The sequence below is a fragment of the Nocardia sp. NPDC004582 genome (genome assembly GCF_053602115.1).
Genome location: NZ_JBSGCY010000073.1, coordinates 1 through 19,622 on the forward strand (window position 1 = coordinate 1; position 19,622 = coordinate 19,622).

The 19,622-nt window shown below is 68.7% G+C and carries 18 protein-coding genes and 2 tRNA genes; 10 read left to right on the top strand and 10 right to left on the bottom strand.

What is annotated here, in order from left to right:
• Positions 1 to 760, top strand: a 760-nt coding sequence (locus ACWELJ_RS20415) for an imine reductase family protein (RefSeq protein ID WP_452367713.1), incomplete at its 5' end; no start/stop codon positions are given.
• 44 nt (positions 761 to 804) lie between these two features.
• Here the strand turns inward: ACWELJ_RS20415 and ACWELJ_RS20420 are convergent.
• The gene (locus ACWELJ_RS20420; protein WP_452367714.1) at positions 805 to 1,881 is read right to left on the bottom strand and encodes a hypothetical protein; all 1,077 of its coding nucleotides are present in this window, start codon (positions 1,879 to 1,881) and stop codon (positions 805 to 807) included.
• 4 nt (positions 1,882 to 1,885) lie between these two features.
• Positions 1,886 to 2,107: a hypothetical protein gene (locus ACWELJ_RS20425; protein ID WP_452367715.1), complete on the bottom strand. Its 222-nt coding sequence runs from the start codon at positions 2,105 to 2,107 to the stop codon at positions 1,886 to 1,888.
• Between the two features lie 299 nt (positions 2,108 to 2,406).
• Between ACWELJ_RS20425 and ACWELJ_RS20430 the strand changes: the two genes are divergently transcribed.
• The gene (locus ACWELJ_RS20430; protein WP_452367716.1) at positions 2,407 to 3,537 is read left to right on the top strand and encodes a glycosyltransferase; all 1,131 of its coding nucleotides are present in this window, start codon (positions 2,407 to 2,409) and stop codon (positions 3,535 to 3,537) included.
• A gap of 109 nt (positions 3,538 to 3,646) precedes the next feature.
• On the opposite strand, the gene ACWELJ_RS20435 is transcribed toward ACWELJ_RS20430, so the two are convergent.
• Positions 3,647 to 4,762, bottom strand: coding sequence for a hypothetical protein (locus tag ACWELJ_RS20435; protein ID WP_452367717.1), 1,116 nt, complete (start codon positions 4,760 to 4,762; stop codon positions 3,647 to 3,649).
• Positions 4,763 to 4,830: 68 nt separating this feature from the next.
• Between ACWELJ_RS20435 and ACWELJ_RS20440 the strand changes: the two genes are divergently transcribed.
• Together ACWELJ_RS20440 and ACWELJ_RS20445 are read left to right on the top strand one after the other, a co-directional pair.
• Positions 4,831 to 5,436 (top strand): zinc-binding dehydrogenase, encoded by a 606-nt coding sequence (locus ACWELJ_RS20440; protein WP_452367718.1) that lies wholly within the window; start codon positions 4,831 to 4,833, stop codon positions 5,434 to 5,436.
• Entirely contained in the window at positions 5,415 to 5,642 is a 228-nt protein-coding gene (locus tag ACWELJ_RS20445; protein ID WP_452367719.1) for a hypothetical protein, read from the top strand. The genes ACWELJ_RS20440 and ACWELJ_RS20445 overlap by 22 nt, the downstream gene beginning before the upstream one ends.
• Positions 5,643 to 5,652: 10 nt before the next feature.
• Here ACWELJ_RS20445 and ACWELJ_RS20450 read toward each other — a convergent pair whose 3' ends face one another.
• Together ACWELJ_RS20450 and ACWELJ_RS20455 are read right to left on the bottom strand one after the other, a co-directional pair.
• Complete coding sequence (locus ACWELJ_RS20450; protein WP_452367720.1) at positions 5,653 to 6,627, bottom strand: alpha/beta hydrolase; 975 nt, start codon at positions 6,625 to 6,627, stop codon at positions 5,653 to 5,655.
• Positions 6,628 to 6,790: 163 nt separating this feature from the next.
• Complete coding sequence (locus ACWELJ_RS20455) at positions 6,791 to 8,023, bottom strand: lipase family protein (RefSeq protein ID WP_452367721.1); 1,233 nt, start codon at positions 8,021 to 8,023, stop codon at positions 6,791 to 6,793.
• Between the two features lie 122 nt (positions 8,024 to 8,145).
• Here ACWELJ_RS20455 and ACWELJ_RS20460 point away from each other — a divergent pair, with 122 nt between their 5' ends.
• The 3 genes from ACWELJ_RS20460 (at position 8,146) to ACWELJ_RS20470 (ending at position 12,763) form a co-directional block, all read left to right on the top strand.
• Positions 8,146 to 9,222, top strand: coding sequence for a hypothetical protein (locus ACWELJ_RS20460; protein WP_452367722.1), 1,077 nt, complete (start codon positions 8,146 to 8,148; stop codon positions 9,220 to 9,222).
• Positions 9,223 to 9,503: 281 nt separating this feature from the next.
• On the top strand, positions 9,504 to 10,667 hold the full coding sequence (locus ACWELJ_RS20465; protein ID WP_452367723.1) for a glycosyltransferase family 4 protein: 1,164 nt from the start codon (positions 9,504 to 9,506) through the stop codon (positions 10,665 to 10,667).
• Positions 10,664 to 12,763, top strand: a complete 2,100-nt coding sequence (locus tag ACWELJ_RS20470; RefSeq protein ID WP_452367724.1) for an amylo-alpha-1,6-glucosidase — start codon at positions 10,664 to 10,666, stop codon at positions 12,761 to 12,763. Before ACWELJ_RS20465 ends, ACWELJ_RS20470 begins: the two co-directional genes overlap by 4 nt.
• A gap of 519 nt (positions 12,764 to 13,282) precedes the next feature.
• Here the strand turns inward: ACWELJ_RS20470 and ACWELJ_RS20475 are convergent.
• Together ACWELJ_RS20475 and mihF are read right to left on the bottom strand one after the other, a co-directional pair.
• Positions 13,283 to 13,367: transfer RNA gene (locus ACWELJ_RS20475), tRNA-Leu, on the bottom strand.
• Between the two features lie 139 nt (positions 13,368 to 13,506).
• The gene (mihF, locus tag ACWELJ_RS20480; protein ID WP_452367725.1) at positions 13,507 to 13,821 is read right to left on the bottom strand and encodes an integration host factor, actinobacterial type; all 315 of its coding nucleotides are present in this window, start codon (positions 13,819 to 13,821) and stop codon (positions 13,507 to 13,509) included.
• A 274-nt stretch (positions 13,822 to 14,095) separates the two neighbouring features.
• On the opposite strand from mihF, the gene ACWELJ_RS20485 reads away from it, so the two are divergent.
• The 3 genes from ACWELJ_RS20485 (at position 14,096) to ACWELJ_RS20495 (ending at position 15,562) form a co-directional block, all read left to right on the top strand.
• Positions 14,096 to 14,923 carry a tetratricopeptide repeat protein gene (locus ACWELJ_RS20485; RefSeq protein WP_452367726.1) on the top strand — a complete coding sequence of 276 codons (828 nt, stop codon included), beginning with the start codon at positions 14,096 to 14,098 and terminating at the stop codon, positions 14,921 to 14,923.
• A 151-nt stretch (positions 14,924 to 15,074) separates the two neighbouring features.
• On the top strand, positions 15,075 to 15,383 hold the full coding sequence (locus ACWELJ_RS20490; RefSeq protein WP_452367727.1) for a hypothetical protein: 309 nt from the start codon (positions 15,075 to 15,077) through the stop codon (positions 15,381 to 15,383).
• A 94-nt stretch (positions 15,384 to 15,477) separates the two neighbouring features.
• Positions 15,478 to 15,562, top strand: a tRNA-Leu gene (locus ACWELJ_RS20495).
• Between the two features lie 78 nt (positions 15,563 to 15,640).
• Here ACWELJ_RS20495 and ACWELJ_RS20500 read toward each other — a convergent pair.
• The 3 genes from ACWELJ_RS20500 to ACWELJ_RS20510 all read right to left on the bottom strand — a co-directional run bounded on the left by ACWELJ_RS20500 (position 15,641) and on the right by ACWELJ_RS20510 (position 19,433).
• Positions 15,641 to 16,480, bottom strand: a complete 840-nt coding sequence (locus ACWELJ_RS20500; RefSeq protein ID WP_452367728.1) for an acyl-CoA thioesterase domain-containing protein — start codon at positions 16,478 to 16,480, stop codon at positions 15,641 to 15,643.
• A 64-nt stretch (positions 16,481 to 16,544) separates the two neighbouring features.
• Positions 16,545 to 19,040: an ATP-binding protein gene (locus tag ACWELJ_RS20505; protein WP_452367729.1), complete on the bottom strand. Its 2,496-nt coding sequence runs from the start codon at positions 19,038 to 19,040 to the stop codon at positions 16,545 to 16,547.
• Between the two features lie 6 nt (positions 19,041 to 19,046).
• A complete protein-coding gene (locus ACWELJ_RS20510) occupies positions 19,047 to 19,433 on the bottom strand; it encodes a hypothetical protein (protein WP_452367730.1) in 387 nt (128 codons plus the stop codon).
• Positions 19,434 to 19,622 lie beyond the last annotated feature (189 nt).

Below are 19,622 nucleotides of genomic sequence, written 5' to 3' on the forward strand. Positions count from 1 at the left end.
GGTGGCGGCGGGCGCGGTGGCGGCCGCGAGCGCCGGTGCCGCGGTGCGCGCCGGCGAGCTCATCATCACCGTGCTGCTCGACCACGCCTCGGTCCACGAAACCCTCGACCCGATCGCCGCGGAGCTGACCGGCAAGCAGTGGCTCAACCTCACCAGCACCACCCCCGAGCAATCCCGCGAACTGGCCGCGTGGGCGGCCACCCACGGGGTCGATTTCCTCGACGGCGGCATCATGGCGGTCCCCGACATGATCGGCGGCCCCGGCGCGAGCATCCTCTACAGCGGCTCGGCCACGGTCTTCGAACCCTGGCGCCCGACCCTCGAATCGCTGGGCGCCGCCGACTTTCTCGGCGCCGACCCGGGCGCGGCCGCGCAGTGGGACTTCGCGCTGCTGACCGCCATGTACGCGATGTTCGGCGGCTTCTTCCAGGGCGCGGCGCTGGTGGGTTCGGCCGGCGTGACGGCCTCGGAGTTCGCCACTCGCGCCGCCGCATGGCTGACCGCCATGACCAACACCCTGCCCGCCTACGCGACGATCATCGATGGCGGCGACTACACCGCCGACGTCTTCCAGGATCTGGTGTTCACCAAATCCGCCCTCGACGCCCTGCGCGGCGCGGCCGCCGACGCCGGGATCAGCGACGAACCCCTGCGCGGGCTGGCCACCCTGGTCGACCGCCAGATCGACGCGGGCCACGGCACGGCGGCGTTCGAGCGGACCATCGAGGAGCTGCGGTCCGCCACACCCGCGCGGCGATAACCGTTGGTGCGGGCCGGGATCCCCGGCCCGCACCCCGCGGTGCGCTACGTCTTCGACCGCGCGGTGAGCGCGGCCAACTCCGCACCCAGTCCCAGCTCCGCGACCCGCTCGCGCGTCGCCGGGTCGAAACGCGCGACAGCGGCGGCGAATTCGCCGGTCACGGCCGGTTCAGCGCGATTGGCCAATGCCAGCAGACCCCGCCAGGCCGCGGGATCGCTCGAGCCCTCGACCGCGTCGACGAGTGCGGTGCGGGTGTCGGGCTCGGCCACAACGGGATTGGCGGCCAGCCGGTCCACAGCCTCGGGGCTCAGGCCGGCGACGAACCGCAGCGTCTCCGGGACGGCTCCCGCGGCCAGGAAGGTGCGGATCAGATCGGCGATCTGTTCGGGCGAACCCTGATCGAAGAGGATGTCGCCGACCGCGGGGATCACGTCGTCATCGCAGCGCGCGAAGACCGACAGCGCGGCCAGGCGCAGCTCCTCGGATCCGGAGAGGATGGTGCCCACCAGTTTCGGGATGCGCTTGCCCTCGCCGGAGAGCAGATGGCGCAGGATGACGCTGATGTTCTCCCCGGAGTACGCGAACGACGCCGACCGGATCATGCCCTCGTCGTCGTGCACGTCCTCCTCGACCGCGCGCACCAATGTCGGTGTGGCGTAGGCCAGGAACGGTCCGGCGGTGATGTAGTCGCCGCGGCGCAGCAGCTCGTTGATGATCCGCATGACCGGTTTGACCGGGGCGATGTCGGCGAGCCGGCCCACGCTGTGCGGATCCATGTACGGCGCGGCCTGCGCGGCGTAGACCGGATCGAGCAGGGCCACCGCCTCGGCCGCCTTCTTCGGATGGTCGACTCCGATCGCGCCCGCCGCGCGCCCGGCCATCACCGGCGGCACCATGCGCTGGATCAGCGGGATCGAGATCGACAGCGGGACGACGGGCACCAGCAGCGACAATCGCGAGAAGGTCGCGTTGTGCTCGGCGAACATCACCTTCGCCATGCGTTCCTGCAGTTCGTGCAAGTTGGCGGCGCCCAGCTTCGCCAGATGGGCCAGCTTCTCCTCGGACACGTGCAGGGTCCGCGACAGCAGGGTGATCTGTGCGCGGGTGATCAGATCACTCATCGCGTCATCCGAGCTTGTTGCCGAACATGATCTTCTTGGCGGCCGTGCGCAACGGCCACGGCAGCGCGCCGACGGTCTTGTCGACCGCCTCCACCATGGCCAGGTTCTCGGTGCGCTGCGCCTGCTGGAAGACCGCCAGCAGATCGGCCGTCTCGGCCTCGTTCAGCAGATCGAGCGCGGGCAGCGGCCCGCCCAGCTCGCGTTCCAGTTCGTCTCTGGCACCCATTGATTCATCCCCATCCCCCGGAATGATCCGGATCACCCCGTGTGTACGTCTACCAATCTCTACCAAGATCGTTGGCGGTGCGCCAGACCGGTACGCCGACGAATTCGGCGCATTGAGGTCGGCCGCATGCAGTTCGAGGCCCCCGCCGCGGCCGCGCCGTGGTCCTCGCCCTGCGCGACCCGGTCCGGGCACGCGCACGATGCCGACCACGACCGGTTGGCCGGGTCTTTCGCGGGTGTTCACGTGCTGTTGGCACCGGAGGTGCCGACGGTAACCCGGTACCCTGCACGATCGGCCACGTGCGCATCGTTCAGCTGGCGAACTTCTACGGTCCGCGCTCGGGTGGGTTGCGGACCGCACTGCATCACCTCGGCGCGGGCTACGCCGCCGCCGGACACGAGGTGGTGCTGGTGGTGCCCGGCACCCGGCGCGCCGAGGAGGTGCTCGCCACCGGGGTCCTGCGAATCACCCTGCCCGCACCGGAGATTCCGTGGACCGGCGGCTACCGCGCCGCAGACCCCCGCCGCGTCGCCGACACCCTCACCGGATTGCGGCCCGACGTGCTGGAGGTCTCGGACCGGTTGACGCTGCGCGGCTTCGGCCGCTGGGCGCGCCGCCGCGATATCGCCGGCGTCATGATCTCCCACGAGCGCCTCGACCGCCTGCTGGGCCAGGTGCTGCCCGGCCCGCTGGCCCGCCGCGCCGCCGACGCCGCCAATCGGCGCACCGCCCAGACCTACGACGTCGTCGTCTGCACCACCGAGTTCGCGCGCGAGGAATTCCAGCGCATCGACGCCGCCAATGTCGAACTCGTCCCGCTCGGCGTGGATCTGGACATGTTCCGGCCCGACCGCCACGACCACCGCCTGCGCACCGACCTCGGCGCGGACGGCTATCCGCTGCTCGTGCACTGCGGCCGTCTCTCGGTCGAGAAACGCGTCGACCGCAGCATCGCCGCGGTCGGGGCGCTGCGCCGCGGCGGCGTGGACGCGCGCCTGGTGGTGGCCGGGGACGGACCGCGCCGCGACGCCCTGGAACGCCGCGCCCGCATGATCCCGCCGCTGCCCGACGGCCGCCCCACCGTGCATTTCACCGGATTCATCGACGACCGAACGACATTGGCGACCCTGCTGGCCACCGCCGACGTCTCCCTGGCACCGGGCCCGCACGAAACCTTCGGCCTGGCCGCCCTCGAAGCGCTGGCCGCGGGCACCCCGGTGGTGGCGAGCCGCTCCTCGGCGCTGGCCGATATCGTGACCGCCGAGGCGGGCGCGGTCGCCGCCGACCACCCGCGCGCCTTCGCCACCGCCGTCACCGATGTCCTGGCCCGTCCCCGCGCCGAACGCCGCCGCGCCGCCCGCAGCCGGGCCGAGCAATTCACCTGGCCCGCAGCGGTTTCCGGAATGCTCGACCTGCTGGGACCGAGCTGATTGCGGCAAACGGCTAGCCAGTGCGGCGGACCTGATCCGTCAGCTCGATGGACCGATCTGTACTGCCTGTCAGGCAGGTCGAGCGGCCCGAGGCGTGCTCTCGGATCAGTCAGTCGCGAGTCGGGTCCGGCTGCCACGGCAGATACTCCCGCCCGGCCGCCGCGGCCGCGTTCTTCGACGAATTCAGCTGGTACGGCGTGATGCCGCCGGGCTGCCACGGCCCCGCCGAGCCCGCCGCCACCGCCGATCCGTCCTTGTCGACCAGCCCGATCTCCCCGCGCACCACCGTGATCGGCCGGTCGGCGAGGGTGAACCAGTCCAGGTCGAGGAAGTCGTGGCTGCCGCGGGTGAGCGCGCCCCGGCGCATGGCGTCACCGAGCCGGGTGGCCATCCCCGAGGTGCTCAAGTGGCCGGCGTCGGCCTCGAACAGGCCCGCGCCCGCCCGCAGATAGCCGGTTTCGAACAGCGAGATCACCATGGCCAGCAGGCTGAAGGCGCGCGGATCGTCATTGGCGCGGGCCATGAACGCGAACACCTCGATCTCGTTCTCGAGGGTGGTGCCGTACCCGGCCAGCACGTGCACCCAATCGTGCTGGGCCAGCAGCGGCGGCGCGGACCCGGGCAGGCCGGGGGTGACGAAGCCGCGATCGCGGTAGAAATCGGCGACACCGCGACCCAGGGTGCCGATCGGCAGCTCCCACAGCTCGGCCCAGCGCCCGGCCAGGCCCGCGTCATCGGTGACCGCGCTCCAGGAACTGTCCAGCCCCGGGGTGTGCAGGGCATCCAGCCGCAGCGTGTCCGTATTGCCGAGATATCCGTTGCGGGTGAAGTCGACCGCGGCCAGATCCACCGCGCCCTGGGCGTACCGCTGCGCCACCTCGATCATGTCGTCGTCGACGCCGAGCGCGTCGGCGAACTCCCGCAACCGGTTGCCCGTCGCCGCCGGCAGCGGCCGCACCACCAGCGCGGACAGCAGCATGGTCTGCACGACCCGCTCCCGGAAGATCCGATTGCGCCGCGCCATCCCCGCCGCGAACTCCGCCGCCCCGATCGGCGTCACCTCGGCCAACTCCACCGAATGCCCGGTCATCGACAGGAACAGCGCCGGAATCAGCAACTGCTGCAGGGGCGTGAGCCCCTGATCGCAGGTCGCCGCGCTCACCACGCCTCGTGCCAGGAACCGCACCTCGGCGGCATCCGGCGGCGTGAGCAGCACCTCGTCCATCTCCCACAGCCTCCACAGCGTCAGGGGACCCAACGGCCCGCGACCATTGTCACCGCGAAAAACCGTACGTGCGTGCTTGTTTCACTCTCGGCGTAGCCCCGAGCGCCGCCGCGCGGCGGCACCCGACCGATTCCTTTACCCTGAAACTCGGTGGCCTCACCGCCGGGCAGACCGTGCTGATCCACGCCGCCGCGGGCGCGACCGGGCAGGCCGCGACCATCCTGGCCAAGCACCACGGCGCGACGGTCATCGGCACGGCCGCACCGGGCGAACACGAGACCGTGCTCGCCGCGGGCGCCGACCATGTACTCGATTCGCGCGCAGCCGATCTGGCCTCACGGGTACGGCGACTGACCGGCGGCGCGGGCGTGGACCTGGTGCTGGAGTCGGCGGGCGGGTCCACCTTCGAACACAGCCTGGCCGCCGCCCAACGTGTCTGCAACGGGCCCGCGCCCGCCCGCACGAACTCGAACCCGTCCCCGCGCAACTGCTCGAACCCGCCGATCCACGGGCCCGCGCCCTGCTCGACGGCTACATCGCGGCCTTCGAACGCGCCGACGCGAGCCTGCTCGAACAGGTCCTGCGCACCGATGCCACATTGGAGGCGACGCCGTTCCGCGACTGGCAGTCGGGGCTGGCGAACTGCGTTCGCATGCTCGACGAGCAGGTCCTGAGCGCGCCCGGCGAATGGCGGCTCACCGCCACCACCGCCAACGGACAACCCGCCGCGGTCCTCTACCGACGCGATGTGGACGGAATTCTCCAGGCGGCCGGGGTGGTCGTGCTGTCACCCACCGCTTGCGGCGTCTCCCGCGTGGTCGCCTTCCACGACTCGACGCTGGTGGCCCTGTTCGGCTTCGCGGACCGTCTCCCCGGCTGATCACGCGGCGCTACTCCGCGAGCGCCGCCTCCAGCAGTGGCCACGAATCATGCAGATCCTGCTGCCAATACGGCCAGGAATGCGTGCCGCGCGGATGGAAGACGAAGGTCGCCGGAACACCGATCTCGTCGAGCCGCCGCTGGAACGACTCGGTGCACCCGCGCACCAGATACTCCAGCACCGCACCGAAAGTCACCGCCTGCGGCAGCAGCGGATCGGTCAGCGATTCCGGCCCCGGCGTCCCGTTGCCGGTCGACACGTACACCGCCTTGCCGCGCAACGCGTCCGCGTTGGTCAGCGGATCGTGCGCCGCCCAGTCCGGGTCGCCGTCGGGCCCCCACATGTTCTCCGGATTGCCGCCGACCCAGCGCACCGAATTCCGGATGGCGAGTCTGGCATGGATGCTCATGGTGTCCAGACAGCCGCTGAACGCGGCGAATCCGCGATACAGCGCCGGATACCGGGTGGTGAGCGCCGCCGCCGAGAGCGCGCCCATCGACAGCCCGCCGATCGCGTTGCGCCCGTTGCCGTGGAAACGCTGATCGATCAGCGGCGGCAGTTCCCGGGTCAGGAAGGTCTCCCACATCTGCACGCCGCCGAGCATGGGATCGGGCCGCTCCCAATCGGAATAGAAACTCCCTTTACCGCCCACCGGCAGCACCACATTGACCCGTTTGCCCGCGAAGAACGGCACGATATCGGTCTTCTGCGTCCAATTCGTCTCCATCGCACCGGAATCGACGCCGTCGAGCAGGTAGTACGAGGGGCGCGGCAGATCGTCGGCGGGATGCAGCACGTCCACGGTCACCGCGCGTCCCATGGCGGCGGAGAACACCGAGATTCTGGTGCGTGCGGGATCGGAGTCGGTGGCGCTCAGAATGGCCGGCTCCCCGGCGGGTTCGGCGTGGGCGGCGCCGAGGCCGGCGATCAGAATTGTCACGAGGGTGATGGCCGCGGCCGCGGCGGCGCGAAAATCGGCTTTCATCGATGTCCATTCATCAGGTGCGGCGGCAGTGAAAAGGAAACGATGGGCCCTGGCGGGCTGATCGAATGCTAAGTGAAACGTGGATCATTCAGTGGCAGCGACGCCGCATCGATGTCGCGGACTGTCGGACAGGTCACGCGACCACCGCCCCTCATGTGCCGGCTCAATGGCCGGGCCCGGTGCATCCCTGCGGCACCAGTTCCCCGGTGAGCAGCTTCTCGACCCAATTCGTCGTCAACGGAATCGAGAGCGCGCCCGCCACGAAGTGCTCACCGGGAAACGGCTGCAACCGAACCCGCGCGCCCCGGGCGCACCAGTCGTCGAAAAGCTGTTTCGCGCCCGCGAACGGCACGAAGATCTCATTGACGCCGTGGAACAGGTAGACCGGCGTGGTGGGCGCCATGCCACCGGGACGGTTCTCGTCCAGAATCCGTTGCACCATGGGCAGTTTCAGCGGATCCGGAACCACCGTCAGCTGTTCGACGCGCAGCGGCGCGATCACTCCGAGTATCGTCTCCTGCGAGACGCAGATATCGCGGAACATATGGGCGATCCGCCAGCCGTTGTCATTCAATATGCCCAGCAATTCGGGGTATTCACGGGCCAGTCCGAGCGCGGCCGCCAGCATCACCCCGGTGCCCCAATTGCCGTTCATGACCGGCATGAGCATGTCGTAATCCGCGGGTTCGCCCCCGATGATGGTGCCCGCCAACCGAATCTCGGGCGCGTACACCGGAGCGAGCTGCGCGGCCCAGCTGGTCGCGATCGAACCGCCGGAGTAGCTCGTCATCACCACCGGCGTATCCGGGCCGAGCTCCAGCGACGACGAGTGGGTCACCGCGCGAATGGAATCGAGCACCGCGTGCCCGCCCATCAACCCGGCCGCGTACGCCTGCCGCGGACCCTGATGATCGGGAACGACCACCGCGTACTGCTTGGCCAGCAGCAGCGAGATCGCGACGACGTCGGCCGACACGCCCTTCTTCAGCTCGGTCGACGGCGCACACGAATACCCCATCGAGGAGATCGGAATGTTGTAGGAGACCAGCGGTCTGGTCCCCGGCCCGGGCCACGCGGTGCGCGGCATCAGCAGGGTCGTGGTGATGGCCACCGGACGATCGTGCGAGTCGGTGGATCGCACCAGCAGCTCGTAGGCGTCGGCGCCGGTGAACAGGCCGCCGGTCGGCCGCGCGCTCAGCACCGTCCCGGGCGGATTGGCCTCGTAGCCCGGCCGGGGTGTGAAGAACGGGTCGGTGGGCGGAGTCGGCAGCACACTGGCCGGATCGTGGCTCGGATTGATCAGCTCCGTCAGGGGATCGGCGTGCGCGTCTAGCGGCAGTAGTGCCATGACCAGCGCTACCAGCATCCACATCCGTGTCGACCGGGCATTCGCCACGATCAGGAATCCTCACACGGAATCGGCCCGGACCACCGGATTTGGCTCGGCACGGCGGGTCCGGCGCGCGCCGGAAATCCCGGAACCGCACCGCCACCGGCGGGTTCTGGCACCCTGTCCCCATGAGATGGTCAATCGTCCTGGTGGCGGTCCTGACCCTCGCCGTGGGCTGCGCCGCCCCGGCCCCGGACTCACCGTGGCGGGAACTGCCGCTCCCCCAGCCCGGCGCGCGCATCCTCGCCTTCGCGCCCGCGCCCGGCGCCGTCCTGGCCCTCGGCTCGATCCCCGCCGCCGACGCGCGGGCCCCCGCCGCCTGGTCGACCACCGACGGCGCCCACTGGACCGCGATCCCGGTCCACCCGGAAACCCCGTACGGCGCACGGGCGGAACTGATCTCGGCGGGCACCGGCGATCACACCGTGGTGCTCGGGCGGGCTTTCGGTGGCGCGCACAGCAATCCGCGCATGAGCGGCTGGAGCGGCGACGCCCACGGCCTGACCGAACACGAGCAGGCCTTCGAACTGTTCGGCGGCCCGCACGCCATCGCCGTGACCGCCGCGGCCGCACTCGGTGGCGCCGACCTGCTGGTGGGCGACTGGGACGGCCCCGGCGGCCGCTACGGCGCCGCCTACTGGATCTCGGCCGACGGCGTGAACTGGCAACGCCACGCCGACGACCCCGCGCTGTCGTCCGCGCCCGGCGAACAGACCGGCGCGGCCGCCGTCGGCACCGGTCCCAGCGGCTTCGTGATCGTCGGGGAAACACTGCGGGACACCATCATCAGAGCGGTCGAATGGACCTCCCCCGACGGCAGCCGATGGCAGCGTCACGAACTGCCGGGCACCAATTCGGTCGCCGGCGGTATCGGCTGCGCGGCCACCTGCACCATCTTCGGGCAATCCGTCGGGGCCGACCCGCGCGTGCTGTGCTGGCCTTCCCCCGAAACCGGCCCCGTACCGGGACCTGCCGCGCGAAACGTCGATGTCCAGCAGGTGGTTCCGGCACCCGCGCAGACGCTGGCCCTCGTCGCGTTCGACCACCTCGTGCGCCTGGTGTCGGTCACCCCGAATTGCACGGACTGGCAACAGATCTCACTCCCCGTGCCCGCCGAGCGGGCGCGCATGACCACCCTGGCCTCCGGCCTGCTGGTGGCGGGAACCGACGCCGAACGGACCCGACTGTGGCTGCGCACCCCCTGAACGCCGCCGTCCGGGCCGAATAATTAAGGATTCAAATATGTTTCATTGTCGGCGGACCGGCAGGAATACCCGTAAGTCCGGTTGACAAAACATTGGCGTAACTTTTGAATTGCGACGCCCAGAACTCCTTGCCGACCACCGGCGTTCGTGGCACCGTATACGACGGTTTGACTCAAGTTCAACTCACCACGAGGAGTTTGGAAATGAGGAACAACCTTTCTTACGATGCGTCACTCGAGAACGCTTTCGACTTTCTGCAGGTTCAGACCGACAATTCCGCCGTGCACGGTGCGGCAAATTCGCGGAACCGATCACTGCATATCGTTCTCGTCGCGCCCCCGTATTTCGACATTCCGCCGGTCGGCTACGGCGGTATCGAGGCCGTCGTCGCCAGCCTGGCCGACGAGCTGGTCGATCAGGGGCATCGCGTCACCTTGCTCGGCGCGGGCCGCGCCGGGACCAAGGCCACGTTCATCCGGGTCTGGGACGAGGTCCAGACCAAGCGGCTGGGCGAGCCCTACCCGGAGATCGTCAACGCCATGCGGGCCTGGCAGATCATCGACAAACTGCACGCCGCGGACCCGATCGACATCATTCACGACCACACCTTCGCCGGTCCGGGCAACGCGCCCGCGTACAAGATGCTCGGGATCCCCACCGTCGTGACCGTGCACGGCCCGGTCGACGCCCAGATGGACGAGTACTACCGGTCCCTGGACCGCTGCGTGAAGCTGGTGGCGATCAGCGACCGGCAACGCGAGCTGGCGCCGGAGCTGAACTGGATCGGCCGCGTGCACAACGCGATTCGCCCCTCGGAGTGGCCGTTCCGCACCGAGAAGCTCGACTACGCGCTGTTCCTGGGCCGCTACGCCCCCTACAAGGGGCCGCACCTGGCGCTCGAGGCCGCCCACGCCGCGGGCGTGCGCCTGGTGCTGGCGGGCAAACTGAACGAGCCGCCCGAGCACGAGTTCTTCGACGAATACATCACGCCGCGGCTCACCGAGTCCGACGATGTGTTCGGTGAGGCCGACGCCGCCGCGAAACGCCAGCTGCTCGCCGGGGCGCGCTGCCTTTTGTTCCCGATTCGCTGGGAAGAACCCTTCGGAATTGTCATGATCGAAGCCATGGTCTGTGGCACCCCGGTGATCGCACTGCGCGGCGGCGCGGTGGAAGAGGTCGTCGAACACGGCGTGACCGGCTTTGTTCTCGACGATCCGGACGAACTGCCCGGCGCTATCGCGCGCGCCCACGAGATCGATCCGTACGCCTGCCGGGAACGGGTCGAAAGAAGGTTCTCCACCGGGCTGTTCGCGCAAGGCTACGAAGCGGCCTACCGCAAGGCGATCGAGCTGGCGAAGTCCCGCACCATCGCCGGGTCGGTCCGGGTGCGGCTGCCCGGTGACTCGCGGATCCTCAGCACCCACGTGCCGGGTGGTCGCGCGTGAGCGTTTTCAATTCCGGTCCGCCGGTGCTCATCGAGGGTGGCTCGGGTGTGGTCACCCTCGTCGAGGCCGGCACCTTCTGCCTGTCCGACCAGCTCGGCGACATCCACCCGGGCACCGCGCACGGCTTGTACTACCGGGACACGCGCCTTCTCACCCGCTGGGAGCTGCGCGTGGACGGTCTTCCGCCGGAACAGCTTTCGGTGGTCGTACGCGAGCCGTTCCGGGCCCGGTTCGTGGCCCGCAAACCGCCACCGCACGGGGTGGCCGACGCGACGGTGCTGATCCAGCGCCGTCGCATCGTCGGCGAGGGCATGCAGGAGATCATCAGCGTGCTCAACCTCGGCGACGAGGACACCGCGCTGACGGTGGTCCTCGACGCCGAGGCCGACTTCGCGGACCTGTTCGCGGTCAAGGAGGGCCGCGTCGGCGGTGGCGGTGGCGAGACCACCGCCACCGAGCACGGTCTGCGCATCACCGACCGCGGTCAGCAGGGGCGCGGCGTGGTCATCACCGCCACCGAGGAACCCGAGATCCAATCCGGATCGCTGACCTGGCGGATCCTGATCCCCGCGCACAGCAACTGGCAGACGGTGGTGCGCTGCCAGCCCATCGAGGACCACCGGGCCGTCCCGATGAACTTCGACGACGGCGACGAGGAGAGCCCCGAGGACAAGATCCGCCGCTGGCGCGCCAGCACCACCACCCTCACCGCCAGCGGCGCCGGCCTCAACACCATCCTGCAGCGCACCGAGACCGACCTGGGCGCACTGCGCTTGGACGACCCCGCCGACGGCACCTCCTACGTGGCCGCCGGCGCGCCCTGGTTCATGGCGCTGTTCGGCCGCGACAGCCTGCTCACCTCCTGGATGGCCTTGCTGCTGGATTCGGACCTGGCCGTCGGCACGCTGCGTCAGCTGGCGAAACTGCAAGGCACCGAGACCAATCCGATCACCGAGGAGGAGCCCGGCCGCATCATGCACGAGCGGCGGCACGGACCCGGCAGTGATCGGGTGCTCGGCGGCACCGTCTACTACGGCACCGCCGACGCCAGCCCGCTGTTCGTGATGCTGCTGGCCGAATGCCACCGCTGGGGTGTCGGTGAGGCCGCCGTGCGCGAGCTGCTGCCGGCCGCCGACGCGGCGCTGGGCTGGATCGACACCGACGCCGACCTCGACGGCGACGGATTCGTCGAGTACCGGCGCAAGACCGACCGCGGTCTGGCCAACCAGGGGTGGAAGGACAGCTGGGACGCCATCAGCTTCGCCGACGGCCGCCTCGCCGACCCGCCGATCGCGCTGTGCGAGGTGCAGGGTTACGTCTACGCCGCCCGCACCGGCCGCGCCGAACTGGCCGAGGAGGCCGGCGACCATGCCCTGGCCGAGCGGCTGCGCACCCAGGCCGCCGACCTGAAAGCCCGTTTCGACGAGGCCTTCTGGATGCCGAAGAGCGGCTGCTACGCGCTGGCCCTGGACGGGTCCAAGCAGCCGGTCGACGTCGGATCCAGCAACCCCGGCCACTGCCTGTGGACCGGCATCGTGCCCGACGAACGCGCCGCCGAACTGATCGAGCGGCTCGGCGCGGCCGACCTGAACAGCGGATTCGGTTTGCGCACTTTGTCTTCCACCGCACGCCGGTTCAATCCCATGGGCTACCACACCGGTTCGGTGTGGCCGCACGACACGGCCATCGCGGTGGCAGGTCTCATGCGCTACGGCCACATCCCCGGCGCGCTGGACCTGAGCGTGAAACTGGCCAGCGGGCTGCTCGAGGCCATCCAGGAATTCGGCGCCCGCCCGCCGGAGCTGTTCTGCGGTTTCGCGCGCTCCGAATTCCGTTCCCCGGTCCCCTATCCCACCTCCTGCTCACCGCAGGCGTGGGCGAGCGCCGCGCCGCTGCTGCTGATGCGCTCGTTCCTGGGCCTGGCGCCCGACGTCCCCAACCGCACCCTCACCATCGCGCCCCGCCTGCCCGACCGCGCGGGCACGATCCGGCTGACGGATCTGCGGCTGGGCCCGGCCACGATCAGCATCGAGGCCTGCGGTATGGACGCCCGCGTCGAGGGCCTGCCACCGGACTGGCAACTGAACCGGAAATGACGAAGAGGGAACCGCATGCGGTCACATGACGGCCGCGGACATCGCGGAACTCAGTCGATGCCTTCGTCGAGCTGTTCCCAGGTGAGGGTGATCTCGAAGGGGACGAGCGTGTCGATCGCCGCGATCAAGTGGTCGCCGCGGTTGCGGTACCCGTTGGAAACGTATCTGCCATCGGAGTCGAGAGTGAGGCGCGGTTCGGCGATACAGCGGGGTTCGGGAGACGTCTTCGGGCATCACCAGGTAGTCGTCGATACCGAGGACCCGGCTGTACGTCTTCGGCGAAGACCAGTCGAACGCTTCCGGCACGGTGGCGATCCTCCGGGCATGCGAAACGGTTACTCGATCGACGTCCGCACGGGACCTGGACGAGAACAAGCATATCCGCCGATGACGTAGACGCCATTGAGATCCTCGCAGCCCATGCGTGGCGGCGAATGCGGCGGCCGCTGCCGCCTCACCGTCGGCAGGATAACGAAGAGGCGGTCCCAGCTCTGAGCCGGGACCGCCTCTTCGTTGTTGTGTCCGGAGGGGGACTTGAACCCCCACGCCCTAATACGGGCACTAGCACCTCAAGCTAGCGCGTCTGCCATTCCGCCACCCGGACCGGTGGTGCTCAGCAAGGTTATCGGATCGGGCCGCGCGGACCAAATCGATCGATGTAGTGCGTGTTTGCCGAGCGAGCGGAGGCGGTGGGAGTGGTTGCCGCCGGGCCGGATACCGACCCGGCAGGCCACCCCCCGATCTCAAGCCTTCAGCGCCTCCAGCAGCGCGGCGCGCTGCCGGGAGCCCAGGCCGCCGATGCGGCGGTCGGCGGGGATCTCGGCCTCGTCCATCAGCTTGGCCGCCTTCACGGGGCCGATACCCGGCAGCGCCTTGATGACCGCCGCCACCTTCGTCTTCTTGACCAAGTCCTCCGCGTCGGCGCGCTTGAGCACCTCGGCGAGACTGACGGACCCCTGCTTGACCTGCGCGATGAGTTCCGAGCGGGCCTTACGAACCGCCGCGGCCTTCGCCAGCGCCTCGGAGCGTTGTTCGGGGGTCATGGTGGGCAGAGCCATATGTCCTTACCTTTCACTCGTTCGCTGGTATTTCGCCGACGATTCAACAGGACAGCGGGCCCTCCGCAAGTACGACACACCGCGTGGACGTGGCCGACACGTCGACCGACCGGCGAAATTCGGACGCGGGAGGCCTGACTCGAGCCTCCCACGACACCGGTCGACTGACCAGAAGTTTGCTGGCAGACGTAGCTGGCAAATATCCGACCGCACGCGAGGCATCGGGACTACGGTGGGCGCGAACATCACCGGGCACCGGCGAAGGGCGGGGCAGATGCAGGGGTCGTATCCGTACGCCGAACCGGCCACGACCGTGCCGTCCCTGGCCGATCGATACGCCAGCGCGGACCCTGTGACCTGGAACGGAGCGCAGGTCTACCCCCTGCACTCGGAGGCTCTCGGGGACTCCCCCGCCACCGTCCGGCTGACCCTGCGCACCGCGGTCGCGCGGGCGGGCGTGCGCAGCCTCGGCATCGGGCTTGCCGTGGACCGGGGCAATGTGTTGCTGGGTGGCCGCCAGATCAGGGGGGTTGACGTCTGGAGTGACGCGATGGACGGCGGAATCGACCTCGAGGTGTGTCCCACCGACACCGACGCCGCCATCACCCTCACCCCGGTGTGGGTGGACGACTCCGGCGCGACCGTCTCCTGGGCCGGCAACTACGGGATGCTGATCACCCGCGAACCGGCCATGACCGTGCTGCACTGCTCCACCGGCGTCGGACCGCCCGATTTCGGAGAACTCGTCGTCGAGCTCACCACCGCCAGGAAACCGCCGCGTCCCGATCTGCCCCCCGACGCCGGCCGCTACCAGAACGCGCTCTACGAGCTGGGTGTGGCGATGCAGAGCCGCGGCGACGAGGAACAGGCCTGTCAACTCTGGGCGCAGGCAGCCGAATTCGGGCACGTGGGCGCGGCCTACGACCTGGGTGTGGTCCGCTACCGCCGCGGCGACTACCCCGAGGCCGAACACTGGTGGCGCACGGCCGCCACCCACGGTGACCCGCGTGCGATGGCGGGCCTGGCCGAGTTGCTCAGTCGCCGCGGCGGCCCCGGTGAGGCGCGGGTCTGGCGCACGTCCGGCGCCACCGAGTCGCGCTGAGGAGCCCCGGACGCGGTCTGTGACGCGATTCACCCGACCCGGAGTTGAATCTCCGGGTCCGCCCCCGATTGCGGGGCGGGCGCGTCCATCTACAGTGGCGGTCGATCGCGCGGCCGCCTCGGCCCCGCGCCCGACCCACGAGGAACGCATGATGAACACCGCGCGATGGACGGCCGTGGCGGCCGCCGCACTGGCCGCAACCCTGCTCTCGGGTTGCTCGGATGTCGAGAAGGCGCTCAACCAGGGCGGCGACACCAAGTGCAGCGACTACCTGATCCAGAGCGCCGACACCCAGCGCATCACCGTCACCAAGTTCATCAAGCAGCAGTCCGGCACCCAGAACGAACCCTCCGGCACCCAGGTCGACCTCTCCATGGCCGCGGTCCAGGGCCTGTGCCAGATCCAGGCCAACAAGGACACCCCCATCAAGAACGCCAACCTCCTCGGCATCCTCCACTAGCCCCAAACCCTCCCCCGCGCACCTCATTTCGCCTGGCCCAGCCCCGATTTCCGTTTCCGCCAACCCCTCCGCTAATCTTGTCCCGCACCACCGAGTCCGGGTGGCGGAATGGCAGACGCGCTAGCTTGAGGTGCTAGTGCCCGTATTAGGGCGTGGGGGTTCAAGTCCCCCTCCGGACACAACGAAGCGCGAATCCTTTTGCTCCGCAAAGCGATTCGCGCTTTGTCGTTGATCGGCGACCGTGTGGTCTGATCCATTTACGAACCCGGGCGTTCGGGTGCTGCCCGGAAAACTCGGGCCTGGGTGGTGGCCGACGCCCGGACTCCCCCGGTCGTATCGCGGAGAGTTCCCCGCATGCTGGCGAGTTGATGGTCGATTCGCCCGTCGGCTTCCAGCAGTGTGGGCGCGGGTGCCGCGTGTCCTCCCGTCCAGATGACCGACAGATCCAAGCTGATCATGCGGGTCAGTGGAGACTCGGTCCGCATCCCGGCATCCAGGAGGAACGCGTCGAGGAACATGAGGTCGGTCAATCGTCCGCCGATCTCGGCGGTTCGATGCTCCGAGCCGGTGGCGGTCGGCACCGCCCACAGCGCGACACGCGCTTGTCCGTCATGGAAGTCGTCATAGCTCAGCGGGTAATCCAGCGCCCGCAGGTTCAGCCCCTTCAAGAACGGTGCCCACTCGGTCACCCAGGGCAAAGGGTGGCAGTGGTCGAAGGAGATAGGCTGCGTGCCTTGGCCTCCGAGGCCGTTCATCATCTGCGGGTCCACGAACCACGCCGAGGCGGTCAACACCAGGGCGCCTTCCTGTTCGATGGTCACCTCACACAATCCGCAGCTGCGGCCGGCCGACAGCACCCGCGCCGCCACCTGTAGTGCGCCCGGCTTGGTGGGCGCGGTGAACACGGTGTGGATACTGCGCAACGTGCGGCCCGGCATCTGCGCGAATCCCGCCAGCGCGGCGACCGCCGCGGAGTAGCCCCCGAAACCTATTCCCTGATAGCACAATTCGGGCGGCACGATCGACCGGAACCGGGAACCTTCCACCTCGAGGCGCACATCCCCGAGCGGGGTAGGAATCTGTGACGACGTCGTCATGGTGAACCGCCCTCAGGAAAGGATCGCGTGTGCGCGGTGGTCGCGTCCGGATGTTCCGATCACATCATTGCGGGGGTGGGTAGGGTTCCAGAATCGCCAGATATGGTGCGCCGGGGCGAGCTTGTGGCGGGTTGGCTTCGTGGTGAGGGGTGACCTCCACCTGGTTCTGTTCGAGGTGGTTGAACAGTGTCGCCCGGAGGTCGCCGGCCTCGCGTAGTGCTTGGCTGATCTCGCTGAGCACGGTTTCTTCGCCGTTTCGCTCGGCGAGTTCACGATGCCGGGCCAGTGCCTGTCCGAAATGCTGGGCGGCCTCGGCATAGGCCCCGGTTTTCGCGTGTGCCGTGCCGAGGTTGGTGAGGACGATCGCTTCACCGCGGCGGTCGCCGAGCTCGTGGTAGATGGCCAGTGCCTGCCGATGCAGGTCGACGGCCACGGCATGGTCGCCGGATCTCGTGTGCACGCCGCCGAGGTGCGTCAGGACGATCGCTTCACCGCGGCGGTCGCCGAGCTCACGGTCGATCGCCAATGCCTGCTGGTGCAAGTCCGTGGCCCCGGCGTAATCGCCTGCGTGCCAACAGCGTACGAAGCCGAGGTTCGTGAGGGCGTGAGCTTCACCGCGGCGGTCGCCGAGCTCGCGGAATATGGCCAATGCCCTCAGGTGTAGATCCGCGACCTCGGGGCAATCGCCGCTGGCCCACCGCGCGGTACCGAGGCTGGCGATGGCACCGGCCACGCCGCGCCGGTCACCGAGTTCGCGGTAAATGGCTAAGGCCCGCTGGTGCAGGTCGGCGGCCTGGGCATGGTCCCCGCTGCTCCAGCGCACGATGCCGAGGTAGGTGAGGGCGCCGGCCTCGCCGCGGCGGTCGCCGAGTTCGCGATAGATGGCCAACGCCTGCTGATAGAGATCGGCAGCCCCGGCACGATCTCCGATTCGGCGGCGCACGATGCCAAGATTGTCGAGGAGCTTGGCTTCACCGATTCGATCGCCGAGTTCGCGATAGATGGCCAACGCCTGCTGCATCAGGTCGGTCGATCTCACGTAGTCCCCGGTCCTGCGATGCACGATGCCGAGGTTGGCCAGAGCTTCGGCCTCACCGGGCTGATCGGCGATATCCCGGGCCGTGGAGACAGCGCGTGAATGCAGGTCTACGGCCAGTGGCCACGGCCCGTCCCGATCCAGCAACCGAGCCAGTGATCTGGTCAGCGCGATCACCCGCATGGGCTCCCGAGCGGTGACGTATTCCAGGCAGGCCAGCAAGTTCGCGCGCTCGGTACGCATCCAGGTCACCGCCTGGGCTGAGTTCACGAAATCTCGACCCCTATCGCGAATGAGCCTGGACGGCGGCGGGTCGGTGGGCTGTGCTGCCGGACCGATCCTGCGCGCCAGATGCTCCTCCGCCGCCGCCGCGGTGCGCTGGTAGTAGTCCAGAAGCCGTTGCACGGCTCGCTGGTTGTCGTCCACCGGCTCGCTGGATGCCAAGGCGCCCGCGTATTCGAGCAGCAGGTCGTGCAACCGATACCGACCCGGTGTCGTCTCCTCGATCAGGTGATCGGTGTAGAGCGCCTCCAGCTCTCGCCGCGCGACGTTCACCGGGAGATCGTCGAGGGCGGCGACGGCATGAGCATCGATGTCCAGGCCAGGATTCAGGCTCAACCGCCGGAACAAGCGCTGTCTGTCCGGCGACAGGTTCTGATACGACATCGTGAACGCGACGTACACCGCCCGCTGTCCCACCTCGAGTTCCCCTAGGCGATTCTGCGTAGTCGCGAACTCTGCTGCCATCGCCGCGATCGTCCAAGCCGGGTGGTGGGCCAGGCGGCCGGCCAGCAGTACGATCGCCAAGGGCAAATACCCACAGCGCCACGCGATTTCCCGCGCGGCCGCCAGCTCACCGGCAGACTCGGGGCGCCGCGCCAACTCGCAGAACAATCGTGCGGCGGCGTCGGATTCCAGGGGCGCCAAAGAGATTGGAATCGCACCGTCGAGCGCGACCAGGCGCCGGCGGCTGGTGATCAGTGTGAGGCATGCACGCCCGGTGGGTAGCAGAGGCTCGACCTGAGCGGCGTCTTTGGCGTCATCCAAGACCAGCAACAGGCGCTTGCCGGCCGATCGATCGCGCCACATGTCGCGCCGATCCTCGAAGCTGTCCGGAATCCTGCTCGGATCCAATCCGAGGTTGGTGAGTAGGCCGGCCAACACCGCGATCGGGCTCGCAGGATGCTGTCCCGGGGTGTGGGTGCTCAACTCGACGAAGTACCGCCCATCCGGGAATCGGTCGGCCAATTGATGCGCGGCATGGGTGACGAGCGCCGTCTTACCGACACCCGGCATGCCATCGACGGTGTAGACCGTCGGCGATCGTCCAGGCTCGGCGGCTGACAGGATTTGACGTAGCGCTTCCTGGCGGTCGACGAGCGTGGGAACATCCCGTGGCAAGGTGTCGGTGACAACGGATTGTGGCGGCGAAGGTGCCTGCTGCAGGTAGATCGGTCCGTAGTTGTTCCCCGCGATGTTCGCCTGTCGCGAGCTGCCTTCCGCGCCGGGCTGGAACTGGGACACGACAGATCAGAGGTTGATCTGTCCGAGGTTGTCACCACGGAAATTGACCTGCTTGGCATTATCGAACGCCTGTGCCACGAACGTGTCGGTCGCCGGATCCTGTCGGGCGAGGGCCAGTAGACGCTCGAGTTCGTACCTGAAGGTGGCGTCCACTCGCGCCGCTTCACTGATTCGTGCCGCGACGACAGCCTGTGCATCCTCATTCGGACTCTTCGCCAGAGCCGCTACCGCGGTTTCGGTTTCATTGTCGCCCTTGAACTTCGCGGCGATCAGTTCCTTGAGGTTCTTGATCGCGCTCCAGGCACTCGCGCCCGCATCGGTAGCGAAGCGTTCACCGAATTTCGTAGCCAATAACGCGGCGGCAGCGATGCCTACAGTGACCGGTTCCACCATCGCGAGGTCCTCCCACCCGGCTGGAGCAGTGCGCCAGGCTACCGCCTGTACCCGACCGAGCTCGGCCGACTGCCGCTCGACCAAGTCTAGTGCCGGGCATCAGATGAGCGTGGCGTCATGACTGCAATCAGCGAAACCGGTTGGTTTTCACCACAATTCGCGACGGACCGAGTTGCCCCGTGTCACCGC